The organism is Pseudoalteromonas sp. G5_S1_54_S4 (assembly GCF_054968565.1).
In genome coordinates, this window is the sequence record NZ_JBQKUL010000018.1 from 36,655 (window position 1) to 55,619 (window position 18,965).

The window sequence follows — 18,965 nt, forward strand, 5'->3', positions numbered from 1 at the left end:
CGTTAATTAAACTCAGACCAAATAGGCGCATGATCTGAAGGCTTGTCGATAGCACGTAATTCGTAATCTATACCGGTGTCGATACAGCGAGCTGCTAAGTCATGCGTTGCCAAAACCACATCAATCCTTAGTCCACGATTATCAACAAAACCCTTAGAGCGGTAGTCAAACCACGAGTATTGATCGTTAGTTTCTGGGTTTTGCTCTCTAAAGGTGTCTTTAAAGCCCCAGTTTAATAACGTTGCTAGCCATTCACGCTCAACGGGTTGAAATGAACATTTTCCGGTTTTTAACCAGCGTTTTGCGTTTACCTCACCAATACCAATATCTAAATCGGTTGGAGAGATATTAATATCGCCCATTACAATTACATCTTGATCAGGCGTGTAATGACTATTTAGGTGAGTCATTAAGTCTTGATAAAATTGACGTTTATAAGGGAATTTAGTTTCGTGGTTGATGTTATCGCCTTGCGGGAAGTAGCCATTCATGACATGCAGGTCACGGCCATTTTCTTGCTCTACGGTAACGCTGATCATTCGCTTTTGCGACTCATCTGTGTCGGTGGAAAAGCCTTTTAATACCGACTTAGGCTCTTTTTTGCATAACATTGCCACACCGTAATGCGCTTTTTGTCCATGAAAATAAACGTGGTAACCCATTTTTTGTACATCGTCTAGCGGAAATGCTTCATCGTGCACTTTTATCTCTTGAAGACCAATAATATCTGGCTGGTGTTTATCAATAATAGCTTGTAACTGATGTAGGCGAGCACGCAGGCCATTGATATTAAAAGAAATCACTTTCATAAAGTTTACCTTCAAATTTATTTTCATTGTTAGCTAAATTGTATCAGTATTTGGAGCGACATAACATGACTGAAACGAGAAAATAGCTGCACAAATGTTGATCAATTTTTGCTTAATGTTTAAACATTGTAAATGCAATATTAAATAATAAAATAAATAAAATATTCAATTGATATGTTAAAAGTTGTCTATATAATGCGCAAAAATCGTTTGTTTAACTCGTTCAAATAGGACTACCTGATGAAAACTCAATTACTTTTAGCCGCCTCTCTTTTTGTTTCTGTAACTGCTACTGCGCAAAGCAATACGTATTACAGCCAAGACAACAAATTAGAGTCTAACTTATGTGTAGTAAGCGCCAATGAGGGGTTTTCGGCTGCTCGTAAAATGGCAGCAAAGCACGGTGTATATTTATCGCGTTATTCAAAAAGTATCCTATGTAACGGTCAAGACATCCGTGACATTGCAAAAAAAGAAGAAGCAACGCAATCAGTTGTGTCTAAAGTAGAAGTATTTGCAAAAGATTCACACCAAGAAACACAGTTATGTATGACTGCATTAAAGCAAGGCCTACAACCAGTACGTAAGCAAATTGGTAACTTAAATTCATTAAAGTGTAATGGCCAAAGCGTTACTGATTTTGTTAAGCGTTACCAAAACGCTGCAATCTAAATTACCGTATTAGATATAAATAGCTCGGTTCTTACCGAGCTTTTTTTTTGCAAAAATTACCAGAGTAGCTTGCAAAAATTGCATTATTAAATATCGTAATAGAAGTTGTTCTTGGTTAATTGTTTGATTTTAATAGTTTATTTTTTTTGGCATCGTATTTGTATCACTAGATTTGAAATTTATTAATACAAGGATACGTCTGATGAAAAAATTAACGATAGCTTCTACTGTTTTAGCCGCATTGAGTTTAGCCGCTTGTTCTTCAAATCAAGGTTTAGAAAAAATCGACAGTGATTTTGCAAGCTTAGATAACGACAGCGATGGCTTTATTTCTAAAACAGAAGCCGACGATGATAGTATTTGGCAGCACTTTTCAAATATAGATACAAATATGGATAACCAAATAAGCCGTAATGAATATGATGCTTATATGCAGCTAAATGCTGGGAAAGTTGCTACAGATAGTGAAGTGAGTGAGTCTGCATTTAAGGCTGATATTGCGAAGTTTGATAAAATAGAAAATGACTTTAAAAGCTTAGATAATGATAGCAACGGTTTTATTTCAGTTTCTGAAGCTGACGATGATGATATTTCAATTCATTTTGGTTACATGGACAGCAATAAAGATAAACGAGTAAGTAAAAAAGAGTTTAATAGCTATATCCAAAAGCATGGTGATTCTGTTGCAGAGGACGATGCACTTGAGCAATTTAAAAATAGCTAAATTACATTATTAAATACACTTGATACCAAGCCAGTGTTTTTCACTGGCTTTTTTATACCTATAAAATGTTATTTTATTAATATGTTTTCCTAGTTTGCCGTTGTTCTGTCATAATAGATGGCTGTGTGTTTTTATTAACTTTAGAGTGATTATGGTTGGTCGGCGAATTAGTGATGAACAATTAATTGAAATCATTGAAGCGGCGATTTTTGTGGCAGGCAAGCCCGTATCAAAACGTCATCTTAAGGACACGGTTTTAAACGACTTAGCAATTTCTATGGCGCGCATTAATGATGCTGTAGAGGCCATTCAAGTTCACTATCAGACGCGTGGAATACGTTTGGTTGAGGTAGGCAGTGGCTATCGTTTTCAAGCGTGCAGTAGTTTAAGCCCATGGTTGAGTAATTTATGGCAAGAACGTGCCCCTAAATACTCGAGAGCTTTACTCGAAACCCTGTCGTTAATTGCATACAAGCAACCCATTACCCGTGGTGAAATTGAGCAAGTGCGGGGTGTAGCAACTGGCTCAAATATTATTAAAACTCTGCTTGAAAGAGAGTGGATTAAAGTAGTTGGGCATAAAGAAGTACCAGGTAAACCGGCACTTTATGCAACGACTAAACAATTTTTAGATTATTTTTCGATAACGGGACTTCATGATTTACCCGCATTGCCAGAGCAACAGCAAAGTAAAATTACCCAGTTATTAAGTGATCCTTCTGTGAGAGAACCATCCGAATGAGTATACAAGGTGAAAAGTTACAAAAAGTCCTAGCCCGTGCAGGCGTAGGCTCACGCCGTGAAATGGAAAAATACATTGATGCAAATCGTGTGAGTGTAAACGGTAAAGTAGCTAAGTTAGGCGACAGGGTTGAAGAAACCGATTTAATTCGTGTTGACGGCCATACCGTTAAAATAGAAGAAAAAGCAGACAGAATTTGTCGTGTAATTATGTATAACAAACCAGAGGGTGAGTTAAGTACGCGTAAAGACCCTGAAGGCCGTAGAACCGTTTTTGACCGCTTACCTCGTATTGATGGCGACCGCTGGATAGCAGTAGGCCGATTAGACGTAAATACCTCAGGACTAATGCTGTTTACTAATGACGGTGAATTGGCAAACCGCTTAATGCACCCAAGCTATGAAGTTGAACGCGAATATTCAGCACGTGTATTTGGTGAAGTCACTGACGAAACAATGAAAAACTTACTGCGTGGCGTAGAACTTGAAGATGGCCCCGCAAAGTTCACTGGTATCAAGCCTATGGGCGGTGAAGGTATTAATCGTTGGTATAATGTAACGCTTAACGAAGGTCGTAACCGTGAAGTGCGTCGTTTATGGCAATCACAAGATGTGGAAGTATCACGTCTTATTCGTATTCGTTACGGTAAATTAGAGCTTGATAAGCGCGTACCGCAAGGTGGCTGGATTGAGTATGATTTAGATACAGTTAACTATTTACGTAAAACAGTAAAGCTTGGCAAAGAAACACAAACTAAGCTGTCTGTTATTCCTGAAAAGCGTAAAGACAAGCGCGCTAAAATAAACCAAATTCGCAAGGCGGTTAAAAAGCACAATCAACGTGTAAAACCGACTAAACGTAAGTAATTAAAGCATAAAACAACAAAGCCGCTTTTTATAGCGGCTTTTTTACGTTTAAAACTAAATATTACTTTTTAGCTTGTGCGTCTAACGATTGGCCATTGATATCTTTTGAGTCATCACTCATTAAATACAGGTAAGTTGGCATTAAATCTTCAGGTGTCGCAAGTAAATCACGATCCTCACCTGGGAATGCACTTGCACGCATTGATGTACGTGTTGCGCCTGGATTGATGCAGTTAACACGGATTGGCGTTTTTTCAACTTCACACGCCCATGTTTGCATCATACCCTCTACAGCAAACTTAGAAATAGCGTAAGGTCCCCAAAATTCTCTTCCTTTACGACCTACACCCGATGAGGTAAATACCACTGAAGCACTTTTTGACTTACGCATTACAGGGAACAACGCTTTGGTGATCATCGCTTGTGCAGTTACGTTTACTTTCATTACATTTTCAAATGTTGATGAACAAAAGTGCTCCAACGGCCCTAAAGTACCTAAAATACCCGCGTTATTTAATAGTCCATCAAGGCGGCCAAATTGGCTCTCGATAGTTGCAGCAAGGTCGCGGTAGTTTTGTTTAGTTGCACCTTTTAAGTCCATAGGCACAATCGCTGGCTGTGGGTAGCCTGCATTGACGATTTCGTCATACACACATTCTAGTTTATTAGTTGTTTTTCCTAATAAAATAACGGTTGCACCATGTTTAGCATAAGTAATTGCTGCAACACGGCCGATACCATCACCTGCGCCTGTTATCAAAATTACTTTGTCTTTAAGTGCGTTTTCAGTTGCTTGATAGGTATGCATAAAAGTACCAATGTTTAAATTTTTTTTGATTTTAACATAGCAAATCGACAAGTAATCGAATTTATTACAAATTTAGGTGGCGAAACTAGAAAGTTTACGTTAAGTTTAACTGGTCTAATGTCTCATTAATATACTAGCTACATTATTTTAACTTAATTACACTGACTATAAACACACTATAAAAATAAGATTTGTGCGGAGAACACTATGAAAAAAATGCTACTCTCGCTCTCAGTTGCAGCTGCATTAGCAGGCTGTGGCGGCGGAGAAACGTTAGAAGATGTTAAAAACGATTCAGTTACAGTTATTCCAAAAGCTACGGTAAAATTTGACCCTGCAAATGGTGTAATTTCGGTTCCTAATGATTTATTGATGAGCGGTACGCGCGATGGCACATTAAACATTCCTGGTGAGCTAAATGACGAAAATGTTTCTATCCCTCGCGCTGCGTATGCAGATCCGCAACTTGCACTAGGGGCACTTGATGGCTGGTCTACGCAAGTTCCTTTTAAAATAGATTTAACGTTTCCACCGGGCATTAGCCTAGATGAAACGTCTGCAGCTTCACCAGGCTCAGTACGTATTTTTGAAGTGATCATGGGTGCAAGCCTAACAGATGCCGAATGCTCACAAGCACCAGCCGGTGCTGCATGTAAATTAGTGGGCGAATTAACCTTTGGTGTTGATTTTGTTACACAAGGCTCTGGAGACGCGGTTGCAATTATTCCACTTAAGCCATTTAAGGCTGGTAGCTCGTATATTAATGTATTAACGACTGGGCTTAAAGATTCAGAAGGTCGCTCAATTGAACCATCTTCAACGTATGCCACTGTTAAACAAGAAGCACCGTTAGTAACACCATCACAGCTTGCGCTGCAAGGGGCTGTTAATAGCTACGAAAACGTAGTAGTAACCTCGGGTGATATCACCAAAGACGATATTATTTTTTCAGCCGCGATGACGATGCAATCAGCAGGTCCTGTGCTTGGCACGATTAAAAAGGTTTTAGCAGCAAGCTTAACAGAGCCAACAATTCCAACGCCTGCGTTGCAAATTCCAACACAGCCTATGGCTAATGTACAACAAGCGTTTGCAATACAAGGTGTAACGGTGCCTGACGTATTCCAAGTAGCACAGTATCAAAAAGGCAGCATCCAGCTACCTATGTATTTAGGTACACCTACGGGTAAAGAGATCAGTGATTTAAATGATACTTACTGGCAAGGTATGTGTGACAGTGCCGTTGCTATTTTAGGTTACAAAGCGCAAGCGGGTGAAGCGTTCCCAACCGATCCCATTAGCACTAACGATGCGATGTGTGCTGCTTTGAGTGATGGACAGCTTCGTGACTTAGGGCTTGATAGCACTAAACACTTAACTAAATATAACTCACTTCCTAAAATGCAAAGTATGGAAAATGTGCCAGTACAAATTACCAAACCGATTTTACCGGTTGTTAATGCGTACCGAACAGGCTTAGGTTTAGAGCCTTTTGCTGCTATGCCAGAAAATGGCTGGCCAGTGGTTATTATGCAACACGGTATTACCACACAAAAAGAAAGCATGTTGACACTAACAGCACAGCTTTCACTTCAAGGTTTTGCAACGGTTGCAATTGACCATCCTCGTCATGGCGAGCGTGGAATAGATGTTGATGTTGATGGCACAGATGACTTTAACGCAACATCAGGCTCTGTACTTAGTTACATGAACCTAAGCTCGTTATTGGTCGCCAGAGACAGCTTACGCCAGTCAAGTGCCGACTTACTTGGTTTACGTTTAGGCTTAAACTTCAGTGGTGATAGTTCACTCAATTCTAGAGATGTATCTTATATTGGCCATTCACTGGGCTCAATTGTAGCGCCTGCATTTATTGCACAAGCGAATAGCCCATTGGCTGATCAAGTAGACCCACTCTTTAAAGTTAATGCTGTTGCATTGGCAAGTGGCGGTGGCGGTATTGCTAGCTTCTTATTAGAGTCAGCCGCGTTTGGTCCATTTATTCAAGGCTCTGTACTTTCTCAAGCTGGAACTGCTGAAGCTGACGAGTTTAATGCATTCTTAAATGCTGGTGCGTTATCAAACTGTGGTGCCTTGTTACCAGACATGCAGGACTTCTTAAGCTGTGGCTTTAATGAATTTGCAGCATCGTTAACGATGGCGGGAGAAGCTGATAAACTTACTAACATAAAGGGCGTGATGACGCAGTTTGTATTCGCAGCACAAACTGCATTAGATAGCGGCGACCCGACTAACTATGCAGCAACGGTTAAAGCACTAGAAACACCTGTGTATATGAATGTTGTTGTTGGTGATGGTACTGATAGTAACAAGCCAGACCAAGTTATTCCGCCGATGACTGCTAACAATCCAATTGCAGGAACACTGCCTCTAGCTAACTTTATGGGGTTAGAAACAGTGAGTACAACTCAAGCACCAACAGAGATGGGCGCTAGCTATTTAGTTAAATTTAACACAGGTCATCATGGCTCGGTATTGACACCGGCGCAAGATGAAAGACAGTCGTCTACAGCAGCGGGCAGCGCAGCAGCTAATGCAGAAATGCAATTGCAAATTGCAACTTATCTAGCATCGCGTGGACGTTTATTATCTGTATCAGATACTGACATTGTGACTAATTAATAATCAACCACTCAATTAAGTCTAAAAAGCCACTGTATAGTGGCTTTTTTTTATTTTAAAGCATGCTAAATTGGCTGAAATTTATAAACGGAGAACACAGTTGGAATTTTTATACGAGTACGGCTTATTTTTTGCAAAAACCATTACCTTTGTTATTGCTATTGCTGTGATTTTAACCTTAATTGTAAGCTCGGCTGTTAAGCCAAAAGCGAAAAAAGGTGAGATTGAAATTGATGACCTATCAGAGCAGCTGACCAATATAAAAGAAAGCTTTTTAAATAATACGCTAGGTAAAAAAGAGTTAAAAGCCTATCAAAAACAACAAAAAGCAGAGCAAAAAAAAGCGGACAAAGAAGCGCCTAAATCACGACTCTATGTTATTGACTTTAAAGGCAGTATGGACGCACATGAAGTAGAAAGCTTGCGCGAAGAAGTGACCGCGATAATTTCGATAGCGGATGCAAAAAAAGATAAAGTGTTAGTTCGCCTTGAAAGTGGTGGTGGCGTGGTACATGGCTATGGTTTAGCCGCATCACAATTACAACGTTTAAAGTCAGCCGGTATTGAGTTGACTGTATCAATAGATAAAGTCGCCGCCAGTGGTGGTTACATGATGGCTTGTGTGGCTGATCATATTATTGCAGCACCGTTTGCAATTGTTGGCTCTATTGGTGTTATTGCACAAATTCCAAATTTTAATAAAATTTTAAAGAAAAATGATGTCGAGTTTGAGCAAATTACGGCGGGTGAATTTAAACGCACGTTAACTTTATTTGGTGAAAATACCGATAAAGCCCGTGAAAAGTTCCGCGAAGAGATAGAGCAAACTCATGTATTGTTTAAAACTTTTGTGAGCACTCAGCGCCCAAGTTTAAATATGGATTTAGTGGCAACGGGTGAACATTGGTTTGCAACCCAAGCAATTGAAAAAGGGTTAGTCGATACTATTAAAACCAGCGATGATGCGTTGTTAGAGCAACAACAGCAATATCAAATTTATAAAGTGCAATACAAGATTAAAAAAGGATTAAGTGACAAGCTGGCAATGGGTTTGAGCCATGGTGTGAATAAAGCGGGTGTAAGTTTAATGTCAAAGTTTAAGGCGTTAAACCCTTAATAATTTAATCACTTAAACCCAACAAAAAAGCCTTGTTACTTAACGAAGTAGCAAGGCTTTTTTTATGACTATTGTCAGAAATACTAATCAATAGATTTGTGGTAGTCCTCTAAATCTTTTGCTGCATTTGGGTCGTTAAAGATACTTTCATCTAGTTCACCTTCGCTTTTAGCGACGACACACGTAACCATACAGTCACCCGTTACGTTTACTGCTGTACGGGTCATATCAAGCAATCTGTCTACACCAATAATAATGGCGATGCCCTCAACAGGTAAGCCAACTTGGTTAAGTACCATGGCTAGCATAATTAAACCAACACCAGGTACACCCGCCGTACCAACAGAGGCAAGCGTTGCAGTTAGTATCACCATTAAGTAATCAGAAATAGTTAAGTCAACACTAAATACCTGAGCGATAAATACCGTAGCCACACCTTGCATAATTGCGGTGCCATCCATGTTAATGGTTGCACCAAGCGGAATAGTAAACGAAGCGACCGAATTATTAGCGCCAAGCTTTTTAGTTGCCGTTTCAAGTGTAATAGGCATAGTCGCGCTTGAACTTGAGGTACTAAAAGCAAATAAACAAGTGTGCTTCATTTTAGCCAAGAAAGTGAGCGGGTTTAGACCCGTGAGTATTTTTAGCAGTAGGGTGTAGTTTACAAATGCGTGTAGTAATAAGGCTAATACAACCACGCCAAAGTACTTAGCTAAACTCACAATTAAGTTTAGTTCAATGGTAGTGAACAATTTAGCCATTAAGAAAAATACGCCGTAAGGGGCAATGTTCATTAGCAAAGTAACCAGTTTTAAGATAACGGTGTTTAAGTCTTCAAATACAGTAGCGACACGTTTACCTGCTTTTCCGCTAAGTGCCATTGCAATACCGAATAATAGAGCAAACACAATTACTTGTAACATGTTGCCCTTTGCCATTGCTTCAAAAGGGTTGGTAGGGAACATATCAATAATTACGCGAGCTAAAGTAGGCGCTTCTTTGGCATCATAACTTGCTTGAGAGGGTAACCCAATGCCTTCACCTGGGTTAAATAGTAACGCTAAGGTAATCGCGACTGTAATCGCTATTGCCGTTGTAACTAAGTATAAACCAATTGATTTACCGCCTAAACGGCCTAGTTTCTTCGGATCGCTTAAACTGCAGGTACCACATACCAGCGATACAAATACTAAAGGCACAACCAGCATTTTCAAACTGGCTATAAATATTTGCCCACCTACATGGAAAAGGCCATCAACAAAAAAGGCTTTAATTGGCAAAGAGAATAACCCAAGAGGAATTAGGTAATCGTCTTCACCAGCTAATATAGCCTGAAATATAAAGCCTACTGCAACACCAAGCACCATACCAATCATGATGCGAGTAGTTAAACTCATTGAACGGATTTTAGACATATTTCCAATCTATTTTTTATAAATTTGGCATAGACTAACAGCATGTAATTTTTTTTACAGAAAAAACGTCAACTTTTTAAAAATTTTTATCAAAAAAAGGAGTAAAAAACTGAGATTTTAGACTAAGTTATAGGTTAACATTAAGTAAATAAGTTTAACTTAGTAATAGCGCAACGGAGAAACCTATGCCTTTAACTCGTTTGCTCAGCATTATATGGCTCAGCACATTACTCATCGCCTGTGGCGGTGGTGGCTCACTGGAAAAAGAAAGTGGAACCGTTGGTGGTGACACTGGAGGCACCGGTGGAGACGTTGTCGAACAAGCAATTCAAGTTGAACTTAATTTTGAAGATAGAATTGTTACCGCCGATAACCCGTTAGAGGTGGTTGCAACGATAACCGGAAGTGATGGCCAACCTGTTGTGCGTCAAGAGGTAAGCTTTACCACAACACTGGGTTCTTTTATACCGGCTACAGGTAGCGCTTTAACAAATTCCAGCGGTGTTGCAACTATCGAGCTTAGCGCGGGTAGTGTTGAAGGAGCAGGAACCATTGTTGCTAGCTACGAAGACGCAACAAATAAACTTGGCTTTTACACGGCAGGTGATGAGCCTCAATCGAATGACTCAACCGCAAACATTGACATTAAAATTTTACAAAACTGCCCTGATAGCTGGTTAAACATAGACAGAGATTCTATAGAGCTTGACCCATCTGACTGTTCTCAAAATAGTAATTTACTTGGGCAACAAGCTATTGTTTACGCAAAAATCACAAAACCTGGCAGTAATACTCCAGCAAGTAATGTACTGGTTCAAGCGACCACAACGCTAGGTATTTTATTACCTGAAAGCTTAACGGCTAAAACGGATGCGTTTGGTGTTGCTATTTTAAATTTATTGCCTGGCAGCAGCTCAGGTGTTGGCCAAGTTGAGTTAACCGCTCAGGGCGGCGTTGCGAGTGCTTTATTTGAAATTAACGCTGTTCAAGTAAATGTAAATTTAAGCGCGGGTATTGCAACTGGTGATGTGTTGTCTGCAGGTTCTACTACTATTATTACAGCTCAGATTGTAGATGGCAGCAATAACTTATTCACCACTCCACTTGAAGTACAATTTACATCGGCATGTGCAGAAGAATCTACTCCTAAAGCCACTATCGATAGTGTGGTAACTAGCATTGGTGGTACGGCAAGCGCAACTTATAAAGCTGATGGTTGTAATGGTATAGATACGATTACAGCAACCGTGGTTACTGGTGGTAACGTTGCCACTAAAACAATTAATATTAATGTAGCTGCCGCTCAAACGGGTTCAATCGCGTTTATGGGTGTGACCAACCAAGTGTTAGCTATTAAAGGAGCCGGCGGTCAGACTCTCACTGAAAATTCAGAGCTTACCTTTAAACTTTTAGATATTAATGGTAACCCTGTTGGTCAAAAGCAGATTGATTTTGCTCTTTCGCAAAACCCAGGCGGCGCGTTGCTAGACAGTGCATTTCAGTTTACCAATAACGAAGGTTTAGTGACTGTAAATGTCCGCTCAGGAAGAGCAGCAGGTGTTTTATCTGTGATTGCATCACATCAAGTTGTGGATGGCGATACATCACAAAATAATGTGATCTCTATCGTCTCAAATGACATAACCATTACCACTGGTGTGCCAGATCAAGACAGTTTTACCCTTGCAGTACAAACATTTAATACCGAGTCATTAAATGAAGCTGGGGTGACTACAGACTTAACTGTATTTGCAGCCGATCACTTTAATAATTTTGTTCCTGATAACACGGCAATTTATATAGCCAGCGAAGGTGGTGCAGTAGGCACAATAGATGATCAACAATTTACACCTTTATTACTTTGTCGCACCATAGACGGTGTGTGTAAAGCGCAGTGGCGTAGCCAAAACCCAATTCCTTATCATTACAGCATTTATAAAAACTCTGTGGCTGATAAGTGTGACCGTTTTTTTGGTCAAGCAGCACCTTGTACATTAGGTATCAGAGAGTCACAACTAGACACAAACGGCAATCTACTTACCTATCTTGATAGTAGCGGTAACCCGATATCACTTGCGGATGCGCCAAGTAATGCGCCAATAGATTATCCATTAGGTGGTCGTGTAAGCTTGCTAGCATACTCAGTGGGTGAAGAATCATTTAATGATGTATCTGCTAACGGTGAATTTAATCAAAACGAGTTTGATTCTACACTACAAGATTTACCTGAAGCATTTATAGATTTTAATGAAAATGGTATTTTTGACGGAAATTCACCTGCACCTGCAAACCCTGTAAATTCTAATGGCGGTGAGGATGAGTGGTATGTGGAGCGCTCAGGTGCACTAAATAATGGTCAGTTTGATACTGGCGATGGCATTTACAATGGCTTGTTATGTAGTGACGAGGCGCTTGCTGCAAATGCATGTACGCGTGAAACAGTAAATGTACGCGATCGTTCAGAGTTAGTGATGTCTGGAAGTACACCTTACATTAGAGCTGTAACGGCTTTAGATGACTGTAGTTTAAGTGATGGTATTCGCTTAGAAGCTTCCGATATGGCGGGTATGTGTGACATAAACCTTATTGATATTAGCAATTCCACACCTTACAGCGCGATTTCAGTGACTATCTTCTTCAGTGATATTCATAATAATCCATTGCCTGCAGGTACTACAGTTACTGTCACTGCCGACAATGGTGTGTTAAGAGGGTTAACAGATTACACCGTTGTGAATACTGCTCAACAAGTGCCTATCTCTGTTTCAGTAAATATTACAAAAGAGGCTGAGCCAAATGATGTTGATTCTGGCTTTTTATACATCGAATTTGTGACCCCTGGTGGGGTGAAAACTCAATATACCGTGATGTCGATTTTAGACGAGCCTAAGGTTTAAAATTAATAAAGCATAGAAAATGCCAACCAATAAGGTTGGCATTTTTGTTTCTATTCTATATATTCCACATCAATTATTCAAAAAGCACTGGTTTGATTAAATTTACAACAGAAATTGTTTGTTTATTCAGTAAATACTGAAAAGTTTGTATTAAAAGCTTGTAAGAACTAGTGTTTGTAGATATACCTATAAATATTCGCGCCGCATGAGTCGGCTAAACACATTTAAAAAACTAGGTTAGAAATAGGCAACTATGGGCAAATCGCTAGTAATTGTAGAGTCACCTGCTAAGGCTAAAACAATTAATAAATACTTAGGTAATGATTTTATCGTTAAGTCCAGTATTGGACACGTACGAGATTTACCTACTTCGGGTTCTGGCAAAAACAAAGCACCAGCAAGCAAAACGCCTGCTGAGGTGCGTAAAATGCCACCTGATGAGAAAGCAGCGTATAAACAGCAACGTGACTATACTAACTTAGTCGCGCGAATGGGCATCGATCCTGAAAAAGGATGGGAGCCACATTACGAAATATTGCCGGGTAAAGAAAAGGTTGTTCAAGAATTACAAAAGCTTGCCCAAAATGCTGATCAAATCTATCTCGCAACGGATTTGGATAGAGAAGGGGAAGCTATTGCTTGGCACCTTCAAGAAATTATTGGTGGCGAGCCAGAAAAATATAAGCGTGTTGTTTTTAACGAAATCACTAAAAATGCAATACAACAAGCATTCGAAACCCCAGGTGAGTTAAACACCGACATGGTTTATGCACAGCAGACCCGTCGCTTCTTAGACCGTGTTGTTGGCTTTATGGTATCGCCCCTATTATGGGCTAAAGTAGCGCGTGGTTTATCAGCGGGTCGAGTGCAATCTGTTGCAGTGCGTTTATTAGTTGAACGCGAACGTGAAATTAAAGCATTTATTCCTGAAGAATTTTGGGACATTCATGCCGATGTTAAAAATAGCGAGTCTGACCTACGTTTAGAAGTCACTAAACAAGCAGACAAGCCATTTAAGCCAGTAAATGAAGCTCAGGCTAGTGCAGCAGTTAAAAGCCTTGAGAATGCCGAATATAAAGTTGTCAGCGTTGAAGAGAAACCAAGTAAGAGCCGTCCAAGTGCGCCATTTATTACTTCAACAATGCAACAAGCAGCAAGTACCCGATTAGGTTATGGCGTTAAAAAGACCATGATGCTTGCCCAGCGTTTATACGAGGGGGGTTATATTACTTATATGCGTACCGATTCAACTAATTTATCGAAAGATGCGGTTGAAATGTGTCGCGAATACGTAACCAATGAGTTTGGTGCCAAGTATTTACCTGCTGATCCGATTAACTATAGCTCTAAAGGTAATGCACAAGAGGCGCACGAAGCGATTCGTCCGTCTAGCGTATCAGTGCTTTCTGGGCATGTTGAAGGTGTGGATGCCGATGCGAAAAAGCTTTATGAGCTTATTTGGCGTCAGTTTGTGGCCTGTCAAATGGTGCCAGCTGAGTACGATTTAACCACCTTAACGGTCGCTGCCAACGATTTTACATTGAAAGCAAAAGGCCGTGTTTTACGTTTTGATGGTTGGACTAAAGTGCAACCGGCAGTACGTAAAAAGAATGAAGAAGATCAATCGCTGCCTGCTGTTAAGCAAGGCGAGGTGCTCACGTTAGTTGAGCTTGATCCTAAGCAGCACTTTACTAAGCCACCGGCTCGTTTTAGTGAAGCAAGCTTAGTTAAAGAGCTTGAGAAACGTGGGATTGGTCGTCCTTCCACGTATGCTTCTATTATATCAACGATACAAGATCGTGGTTATGTACGAGTAGAAAATCGTCGCTTTTTCGCTGAAAAAATGGGGGAGATTGTCACCGATCGCCTTGTTGAAAACTTTACCGATTTAATGAACTTCGATTTTACCGCTAAAATGGAAGGCCGTTTAGATGATATCGCCGAAGGTGAGCGTGTTTGGACGCAAGTTCTCGATAAGTTTTACGCTGATTTTTCAACCCAGTTAAACATTGCCAAAGGTGAACCCGATGAAGGCGGTATGCGTCTTAATCAAATGGTAGAAACCGACATTGACTGCCCAACGTGTGGCAGAAAAATGGGTATTCGTACTGCTTCAACGGGCGTATTCTTAGGATGTACTGGTTATAACCTGCCACCTAAAGAGCGCTGTACTACCACTATGAACTTAGTGTCGGGTGATGAAGCGGTTGCAGCTGATGTTGAAGACGTTGAAACAGAAACATTAATGCAAATGAAGCGCTGTCCAATTTGTGAAACAGCGATGGATTCATACCTTATCGATGAAACCCGTAAACTACACGTGTGTGGTAATAACCCAGCGTGTCATGGGCATGTGGTTGAAGAGGGTACGTTTAAAATTAAAGGTTACGACGGCCCTATTATTGAATGTGATAAATGTGGCGCTGATATGGAATTAAAATCAGGTCGATTTGGTAAGTATTTTGGCTGTAACAATGACGAGTGTAAAAATACCCGTAAGTTATTAAAAAATGGCGAAGCTGCGCCACCAAAAGAAGATCCCGTTCATATTCCTGAATTAGAATGTGAAAAGTCTGAAGCCTATTTTGTATTACGTGACGGTGCTGCAGGTATTTTCTTAGCAGCAAATACGTTCCCTAAATCACGAGAAACACGCGCCCCCAAAGTAGAAGAGTTACAGCGTTTTAGAGATCGTATTTCGCCTAAGTTTTACTACCTAGCTGATGCACCAGCTAAAGATCCTGATGGTAATCTTGCTGTTGTGCGTTACAGTCGTAAGAATAAATCACAGTATGTAATGACTGAGGTTGATGGCAAAGCAACTGGTTGGACGGCAAACTACGAAGGTGGTAAATGGGTAGAAGAGGCTAAGAAGAAAGCCGCGCCTAAAAAGAAAGCCGCCGCTAAAAAAGCGCCTGCTAAAAGTAAAACGAAAGCAAAAGTAAAAAAAGACGATAAATAATTAATTATTCACCGCTTTAAGTAATAAAAAACCGGAACGCACAGCCTGTGACAGTTCCGGTTTTTTTTGTCAAATCAAACCTATCGCAATGGCATTTCTAATCTGATTTTTTACTTTACAGGATTAAAAAATGTAACCAATTTAGGTTCAATTCACTCAATTATTCATTAAATCTTAACAGCAGTGACTTTGTTATAGCCTTCAGATGTTAGTTCATCATTCACACACTTTAAAACATAGTTATAAAGCTCTTCATTGCTTACGTCGTCTTCTTTAGCCCAACTAACACACATTTCTGTGAATTCTTGAATCGTCTCAGCTGAAGCGTCTGTAGCATCGTTTGCCACTGCATTAGCAGCAGATAAAACGAAAAATGGTGCAACGATTAACGCGAGTAATGCTTTATTCATTTTCTTATTCCTAAAAATGGAGTAACAATCGAGTTATGTATTCATACAATGCCTACATAAAACAAGTGTAACCAAGCCAGAACATCTCTGTTGGTATATTGATTTTTAATCGAATATAAAATAAAGGGAAACGAAATATTTTTATCGTCAAGATGAGCGTATCGCGTAAAAGTGTTTAACCTTAACTAATTGTGTTACAGCTAAATTTAGGCTAATGTCGCGTTTTAATTTTTAGGTGTTCTTATGTCAGAGCCACATACAAATAATATAAATAAAAAAATACAACCTGTTCATAAAGTAGAGCATGCTCTTGAGTCGTTTATATTCAAAGGACGCTGGTTACTCGCCCCATTTTTTGTCGGTTTACTATTTGCTGTGGTTTTATTACTAATAAAATTTTTTAAACAGCTGTATTTGATGGGGATCGCAACGTTTACTGCCAGTAATCAAGAGTTGTTGGTGGGTATATTAACTTTGGTTGATACCGCTTTGTTAGCTGGACTTTTATTAATTATTATATTCAGTGGCTACGAAAACTTTGTCTCTAAGCTTAATATCGAAAATCATGAGGACCGTCCCGTATGGATGGGAAAAGTAGGGTTTTCTGGTTTAAAAATGAAACTGATTAGTGCAATAGTCGCCATTTCAGCCGTTGAGCTACTAAAGGTGTTTATAAGCTCTGCATCTCATTCAAATGATGAATTACTCTGGAAAGTGCTGATACACGTGACCTTTGTTGTGTCGGGTGTACTGTTTGCATTTACTGATTACTTAAATAGTAAAACAATTAGCCATTAAAAAATGCTAAAAAAACCCGAGCAGTGCTCGGGTTTTTTATAATAATGTAAATATTAACTGCAGTGGGCGTAATAACAACCAAATGGCTCAATTGTCAGTGTTTCATTATCAAGCTTTGCGTTGTGATGAGAAAGGTCGCTATGTTCATTTTCAACACTTGCATTAATAGTAAGTTTTGCTTGTGAAGCACTCAAATTGAATACACACAACATTTTTTCATCGTTTAGAGTACGGTAAAACGCTAAGATTGGCTCTTCGGTTTGTAAAAACTCAATATCACCTTCAAGTAATACCGGCTGGTTTTTACGCCATGCCATAAATTCACGGTACGCATTTAATATTGAGTTTGAATCATTCTCTTGTTCAGCAACTGCTTGCAGCCTATGTTGTTGATCAACAGGTAACCACGGTTTTACTTCACTAAAGCCCGCATTGTGAGCATTGGCATGTGAGCTATCAAGGTTTTCCCAAGGCATTGGGGTACGACAACCATCACGGCCTTTAAAGTTTGGCCAAAACGTAATGCCGTATGGGTCTTGTAAATCTTCAAACGCAACGCTTGCTTCACCGAGCCCGAGTTCTTCACCTTGATACATACACACGCTACCACGTAACGAGGCCAATAGGGCGGTTAACATCTTACATTGCGCAGGGTTTACTTCACCCGTTTCGCTCCAACGGCTTGCAACGCGCTCTACGTCATGGTTACTAAATGCCCAGCAAGGCCAGCCTTCAGTCATACGTTGTTCAAGTGTAGTAACGGTGTTTCTTATATATTCACTGGAGTAGTCATCAGTTAGTAGCTCAAAGCTGTAACCCATGTGCAATTTATCGCCACCGGCGGTGTATTCTGCCATGGTGGCTAATGAATCTTCAGATGAAATTTCACCCAGTGACACGGTTCCTGGGTATTTATTGAGTAAGGTGCGAATGTCACGCATAAACTCAATGTTTTCTGGCTGTGTGTTGTTGTAGTAGTGATACTGAAAAGCATACGGATTGTCTTCACTAAAACCACGGCCCTGACGCTTTTCTTTTGGTTTTGCAGGATTATCACGAAGCTGTGCGTCATGGTAACAAAAGTTAATTGCATCTAACCTAAAACCATCAACGCCTTTTTTAAGCCAAAACTCAACATTATCTAATACAGCTTGGCGAACATCAGGGTTATGAAAGTTAAGATCAGGCTGTTCCGTGAAAAAGTTATGTAAGTAGTATTGTCCACGACGCGGCTCCCATTGCCATGCACCGCCACCAAAAATAGACAACCAGTTGTTTGGTGCTGTTCCGTCTTCTTTAGCATCGGCCCATACATACCAATCAGCTTTATCGTTGGTTAAATCTTCACGGCTATCAATAAACCATTGGTGTTGATCTGAGGTGTGACTAAGCACTTGGTCTATAATAATTTTAATATCGCGTTGATGTGCTTGCGCAATGAGCTCATCAAAATCATCTAAGTTACCAAAAAGGGGGTCGATATCGCGATAGTCGCTAATATCATAACCAAAATCTTTCATAGGTGATTTAAAGAAAGGTGAGATCCAGATAGCATCCACCCCTAAACTTTTAATGTAATCAATGCGATTAATTATCCCTTCTAAGTCACCAATGCCATCGTTGTTGCTATCTTGAAAGCTACGCGGATAAACCTGATAAATAACCGCACCTTTATACCATTGCTTTTGGGCCATGCCTTTCTCCGTTTTCACATTGTCTTTGTGTTGTTCTTTTTTAGAGGTGTTAATCCTCGTTTATTTGAAAAAGCATACTTGAAGCCCGTCATACTGTAAAAAGTCTGCATACGTATGCACCATTTTAAGGCCATTAAAAGAGGTTAAATCAATCGCTTATTTCATCGATTTTAACGCCGGTTTATTGAATATCTCTTTACCAATTTGGTTTGTTAAATTGTTAATTTATTGTTTGCGTTATTTAGGTGCTTAAAAATAAGGGGGGTGCACTAAATTGGTGATTATTAATATTGGTCTTACCAATTGTACTTAAATAAATGTTCTCCATAATAATAAATTAGAAAATAAAATAGCGTCGTGTCACTTTATTTATGTTTAATGGCACACTTATTTTATCAAAAAATAAAT

The 18,965-nt window shown here is 39.7% G+C and carries 14 protein-coding genes; 9 read left to right on the forward strand and 5 right to left on the reverse strand.

Annotation, left to right across the window (positions count from 1 at the left end; all coding sequences use genetic code 11):
- Positions 1-2: 2 nt before the first annotated feature.
- Positions 3-809 carry an exodeoxyribonuclease III gene (xthA, locus tag ACTRWE_RS08985; protein WP_013464795.1) on the reverse strand — a complete coding sequence of 269 codons (807 nt, stop codon included), beginning with the start codon at positions 807-809 and terminating at the stop codon, positions 3-5.
- Between the two features lie 240 nt (positions 810-1,049).
- Between xthA and ACTRWE_RS08990 the strand changes: the two genes are divergently transcribed.
- From ACTRWE_RS08990 to rluB, 4 genes are all read left to right on the forward strand, one after another.
- The gene (locus ACTRWE_RS08990) at positions 1,050-1,481 is read left to right on the forward strand and encodes an exonuclease III (protein ID WP_214552782.1); all 432 of its coding nucleotides are present in this window, start codon (positions 1,050-1,052) and stop codon (positions 1,479-1,481) included.
- Positions 1,482-1,683: 202 nt separating this feature from the next.
- The gene (locus tag ACTRWE_RS08995; protein ID WP_290190594.1) at positions 1,684-2,205 is read left to right on the forward strand and encodes an EF-hand domain-containing protein; all 522 of its coding nucleotides are present in this window, start codon (positions 1,684-1,686) and stop codon (positions 2,203-2,205) included.
- 151 nt (positions 2,206-2,356) lie between these two features.
- Positions 2,357-2,947: an SMC-Scp complex subunit ScpB gene (gene scpB, locus ACTRWE_RS09000; RefSeq protein ID WP_013464798.1), complete on the forward strand. Its 591-nt coding sequence runs from the start codon at positions 2,357-2,359 to the stop codon at positions 2,945-2,947.
- Complete coding sequence (gene rluB, locus ACTRWE_RS09005) at positions 2,944-3,813, forward strand: 23S rRNA pseudouridine(2605) synthase RluB (RefSeq protein WP_008110001.1); 870 nt, start codon at positions 2,944-2,946, stop codon at positions 3,811-3,813. The genes scpB and rluB overlap by 4 nt, the downstream gene beginning before the upstream one ends.
- A gap of 61 nt (positions 3,814-3,874) precedes the next feature.
- Here the strand turns inward: rluB and ACTRWE_RS09010 are convergent, their stop codons facing one another.
- Complete coding sequence (locus ACTRWE_RS09010; RefSeq protein WP_010389778.1) at positions 3,875-4,621, reverse strand: YciK family oxidoreductase; 747 nt, start codon at positions 4,619-4,621, stop codon at positions 3,875-3,877.
- A 207-nt stretch (positions 4,622-4,828) separates the two neighbouring features.
- Between ACTRWE_RS09010 and ACTRWE_RS09015 the strand changes: the two genes are divergently transcribed.
- Both ACTRWE_RS09015 and sohB read left to right on the forward strand, forming a co-directional pair.
- The gene (locus ACTRWE_RS09015; RefSeq protein ID WP_462879866.1) at positions 4,829-7,264 is read left to right on the forward strand and encodes a VolA/Pla-1 family phospholipase; all 2,436 of its coding nucleotides are present in this window, start codon (positions 4,829-4,831) and stop codon (positions 7,262-7,264) included.
- A gap of 100 nt (positions 7,265-7,364) precedes the next feature.
- Positions 7,365-8,381 (forward strand): protease SohB, encoded by a 1,017-nt coding sequence (gene sohB / locus ACTRWE_RS09020; RefSeq protein WP_036956513.1) that lies wholly within the window; start codon positions 7,365-7,367, stop codon positions 8,379-8,381.
- Between the two features lie 83 nt (positions 8,382-8,464).
- Here the strand turns inward: sohB and ACTRWE_RS09025 are convergent, their stop codons facing one another.
- A complete protein-coding gene (locus ACTRWE_RS09025) occupies positions 8,465-9,796 on the reverse strand; it encodes a dicarboxylate/amino acid:cation symporter (protein WP_013464802.1) in 1,332 nt (443 codons plus the stop codon).
- 185 nt (positions 9,797-9,981) lie between these two features.
- Between ACTRWE_RS09025 and ACTRWE_RS09030 the strand changes: the two genes are divergently transcribed.
- Entirely contained in the window at positions 9,982-12,693 is a 2,712-nt protein-coding gene (locus ACTRWE_RS09030; protein WP_462879867.1) for an autotransporter outer membrane beta-barrel domain-containing protein, read from the forward strand.
- A gap of 253 nt (positions 12,694-12,946) precedes the next feature.
- On the forward strand, positions 12,947-15,655 hold the full coding sequence (gene topA / locus ACTRWE_RS09035) for a type I DNA topoisomerase (protein ID WP_462879868.1): 2,709 nt from the start codon (positions 12,947-12,949) through the stop codon (positions 15,653-15,655).
- 167 nt (positions 15,656-15,822) lie between these two features.
- Here the strand turns inward: topA and ACTRWE_RS09040 are convergent, their stop codons facing one another.
- Positions 15,823-16,065: a hypothetical protein gene (locus ACTRWE_RS09040; protein ID WP_016899532.1), complete on the reverse strand. Its 243-nt coding sequence runs from the start codon at positions 16,063-16,065 to the stop codon at positions 15,823-15,825.
- A gap of 243 nt (positions 16,066-16,308) precedes the next feature.
- Here ACTRWE_RS09040 and ACTRWE_RS09045 point away from each other — a divergent pair, with 243 nt between their 5' ends.
- Positions 16,309-16,863, forward strand: coding sequence for a TIGR00645 family protein (locus tag ACTRWE_RS09045; RefSeq protein ID WP_028835834.1), 555 nt, complete (start codon positions 16,309-16,311; stop codon positions 16,861-16,863).
- Positions 16,864-16,916: 53 nt separating this feature from the next.
- Here ACTRWE_RS09045 and ACTRWE_RS09050 read toward each other — a convergent pair whose 3' ends face one another.
- Positions 16,917-18,557, reverse strand: a complete 1,641-nt coding sequence (locus ACTRWE_RS09050) for an alpha-glucosidase family protein (RefSeq protein ID WP_462879869.1) — start codon at positions 18,555-18,557, stop codon at positions 16,917-16,919.
- Positions 18,558-18,965: the final 408 nt, after the last annotated feature.

Excerpts from the sequence above, each read along its gene's own strand:
- xthA (WP_013464795.1), bottom strand. The coding sequence starts at position 809 with ATGAAAGTGATTTCTTTTAATATCAATGGCCTGCGTGCTCGCCTACAT.
- ACTRWE_RS08990 (WP_214552782.1), top strand. The coding sequence starts at position 1,050 with ATGAAAACTCAATTACTTTTAGCCGCCTCTCTTTTTGTTTCTGTAACT.
- ACTRWE_RS08995 (WP_290190594.1), top strand. The coding sequence starts at position 1,684 with ATGAAAAAATTAACGATAGCTTCTACTGTTTTAGCCGCATTGAGTTTA.
- scpB (WP_013464798.1), top strand. The coding sequence starts at position 2,357 with ATGGTTGGTCGGCGAATTAGTGATGAACAATTAATTGAAATCATTGAA.
- rluB (WP_008110001.1), top strand. The coding sequence starts at position 2,944 with ATGAGTATACAAGGTGAAAAGTTACAAAAAGTCCTAGCCCGTGCAGGC.
- ACTRWE_RS09010 (WP_010389778.1), bottom strand. The coding sequence starts at position 4,621 with ATGCATACCTATCAAGCAACTGAAAACGCACTTAAAGACAAAGTAATT.
- ACTRWE_RS09015 (WP_462879866.1), top strand. The coding sequence starts at position 4,829 with ATGAAAAAAATGCTACTCTCGCTCTCAGTTGCAGCTGCATTAGCAGGC.
- ACTRWE_RS09025 (WP_013464802.1), bottom strand. The coding sequence starts at position 9,796 with ATGTCTAAAATCCGTTCAATGAGTTTAACTACTCGCATCATGATTGGT.
- ACTRWE_RS09030 (WP_462879867.1), top strand. The coding sequence starts at position 9,982 with ATGCCTTTAACTCGTTTGCTCAGCATTATATGGCTCAGCACATTACTC.
- topA (WP_462879868.1), top strand. The coding sequence starts at position 12,947 with ATGGGCAAATCGCTAGTAATTGTAGAGTCACCTGCTAAGGCTAAAACA.
- ACTRWE_RS09040 (WP_016899532.1), bottom strand. The coding sequence starts at position 16,065 with ATGAATAAAGCATTACTCGCGTTAATCGTTGCACCATTTTTCGTTTTA.
- ACTRWE_RS09045 (WP_028835834.1), top strand. The coding sequence starts at position 16,309 with ATGTCAGAGCCACATACAAATAATATAAATAAAAAAATACAACCTGTT.
- ACTRWE_RS09050 (WP_462879869.1), bottom strand. The coding sequence starts at position 18,557 with ATGGCCCAAAAGCAATGGTATAAAGGTGCGGTTATTTATCAGGTTTAT.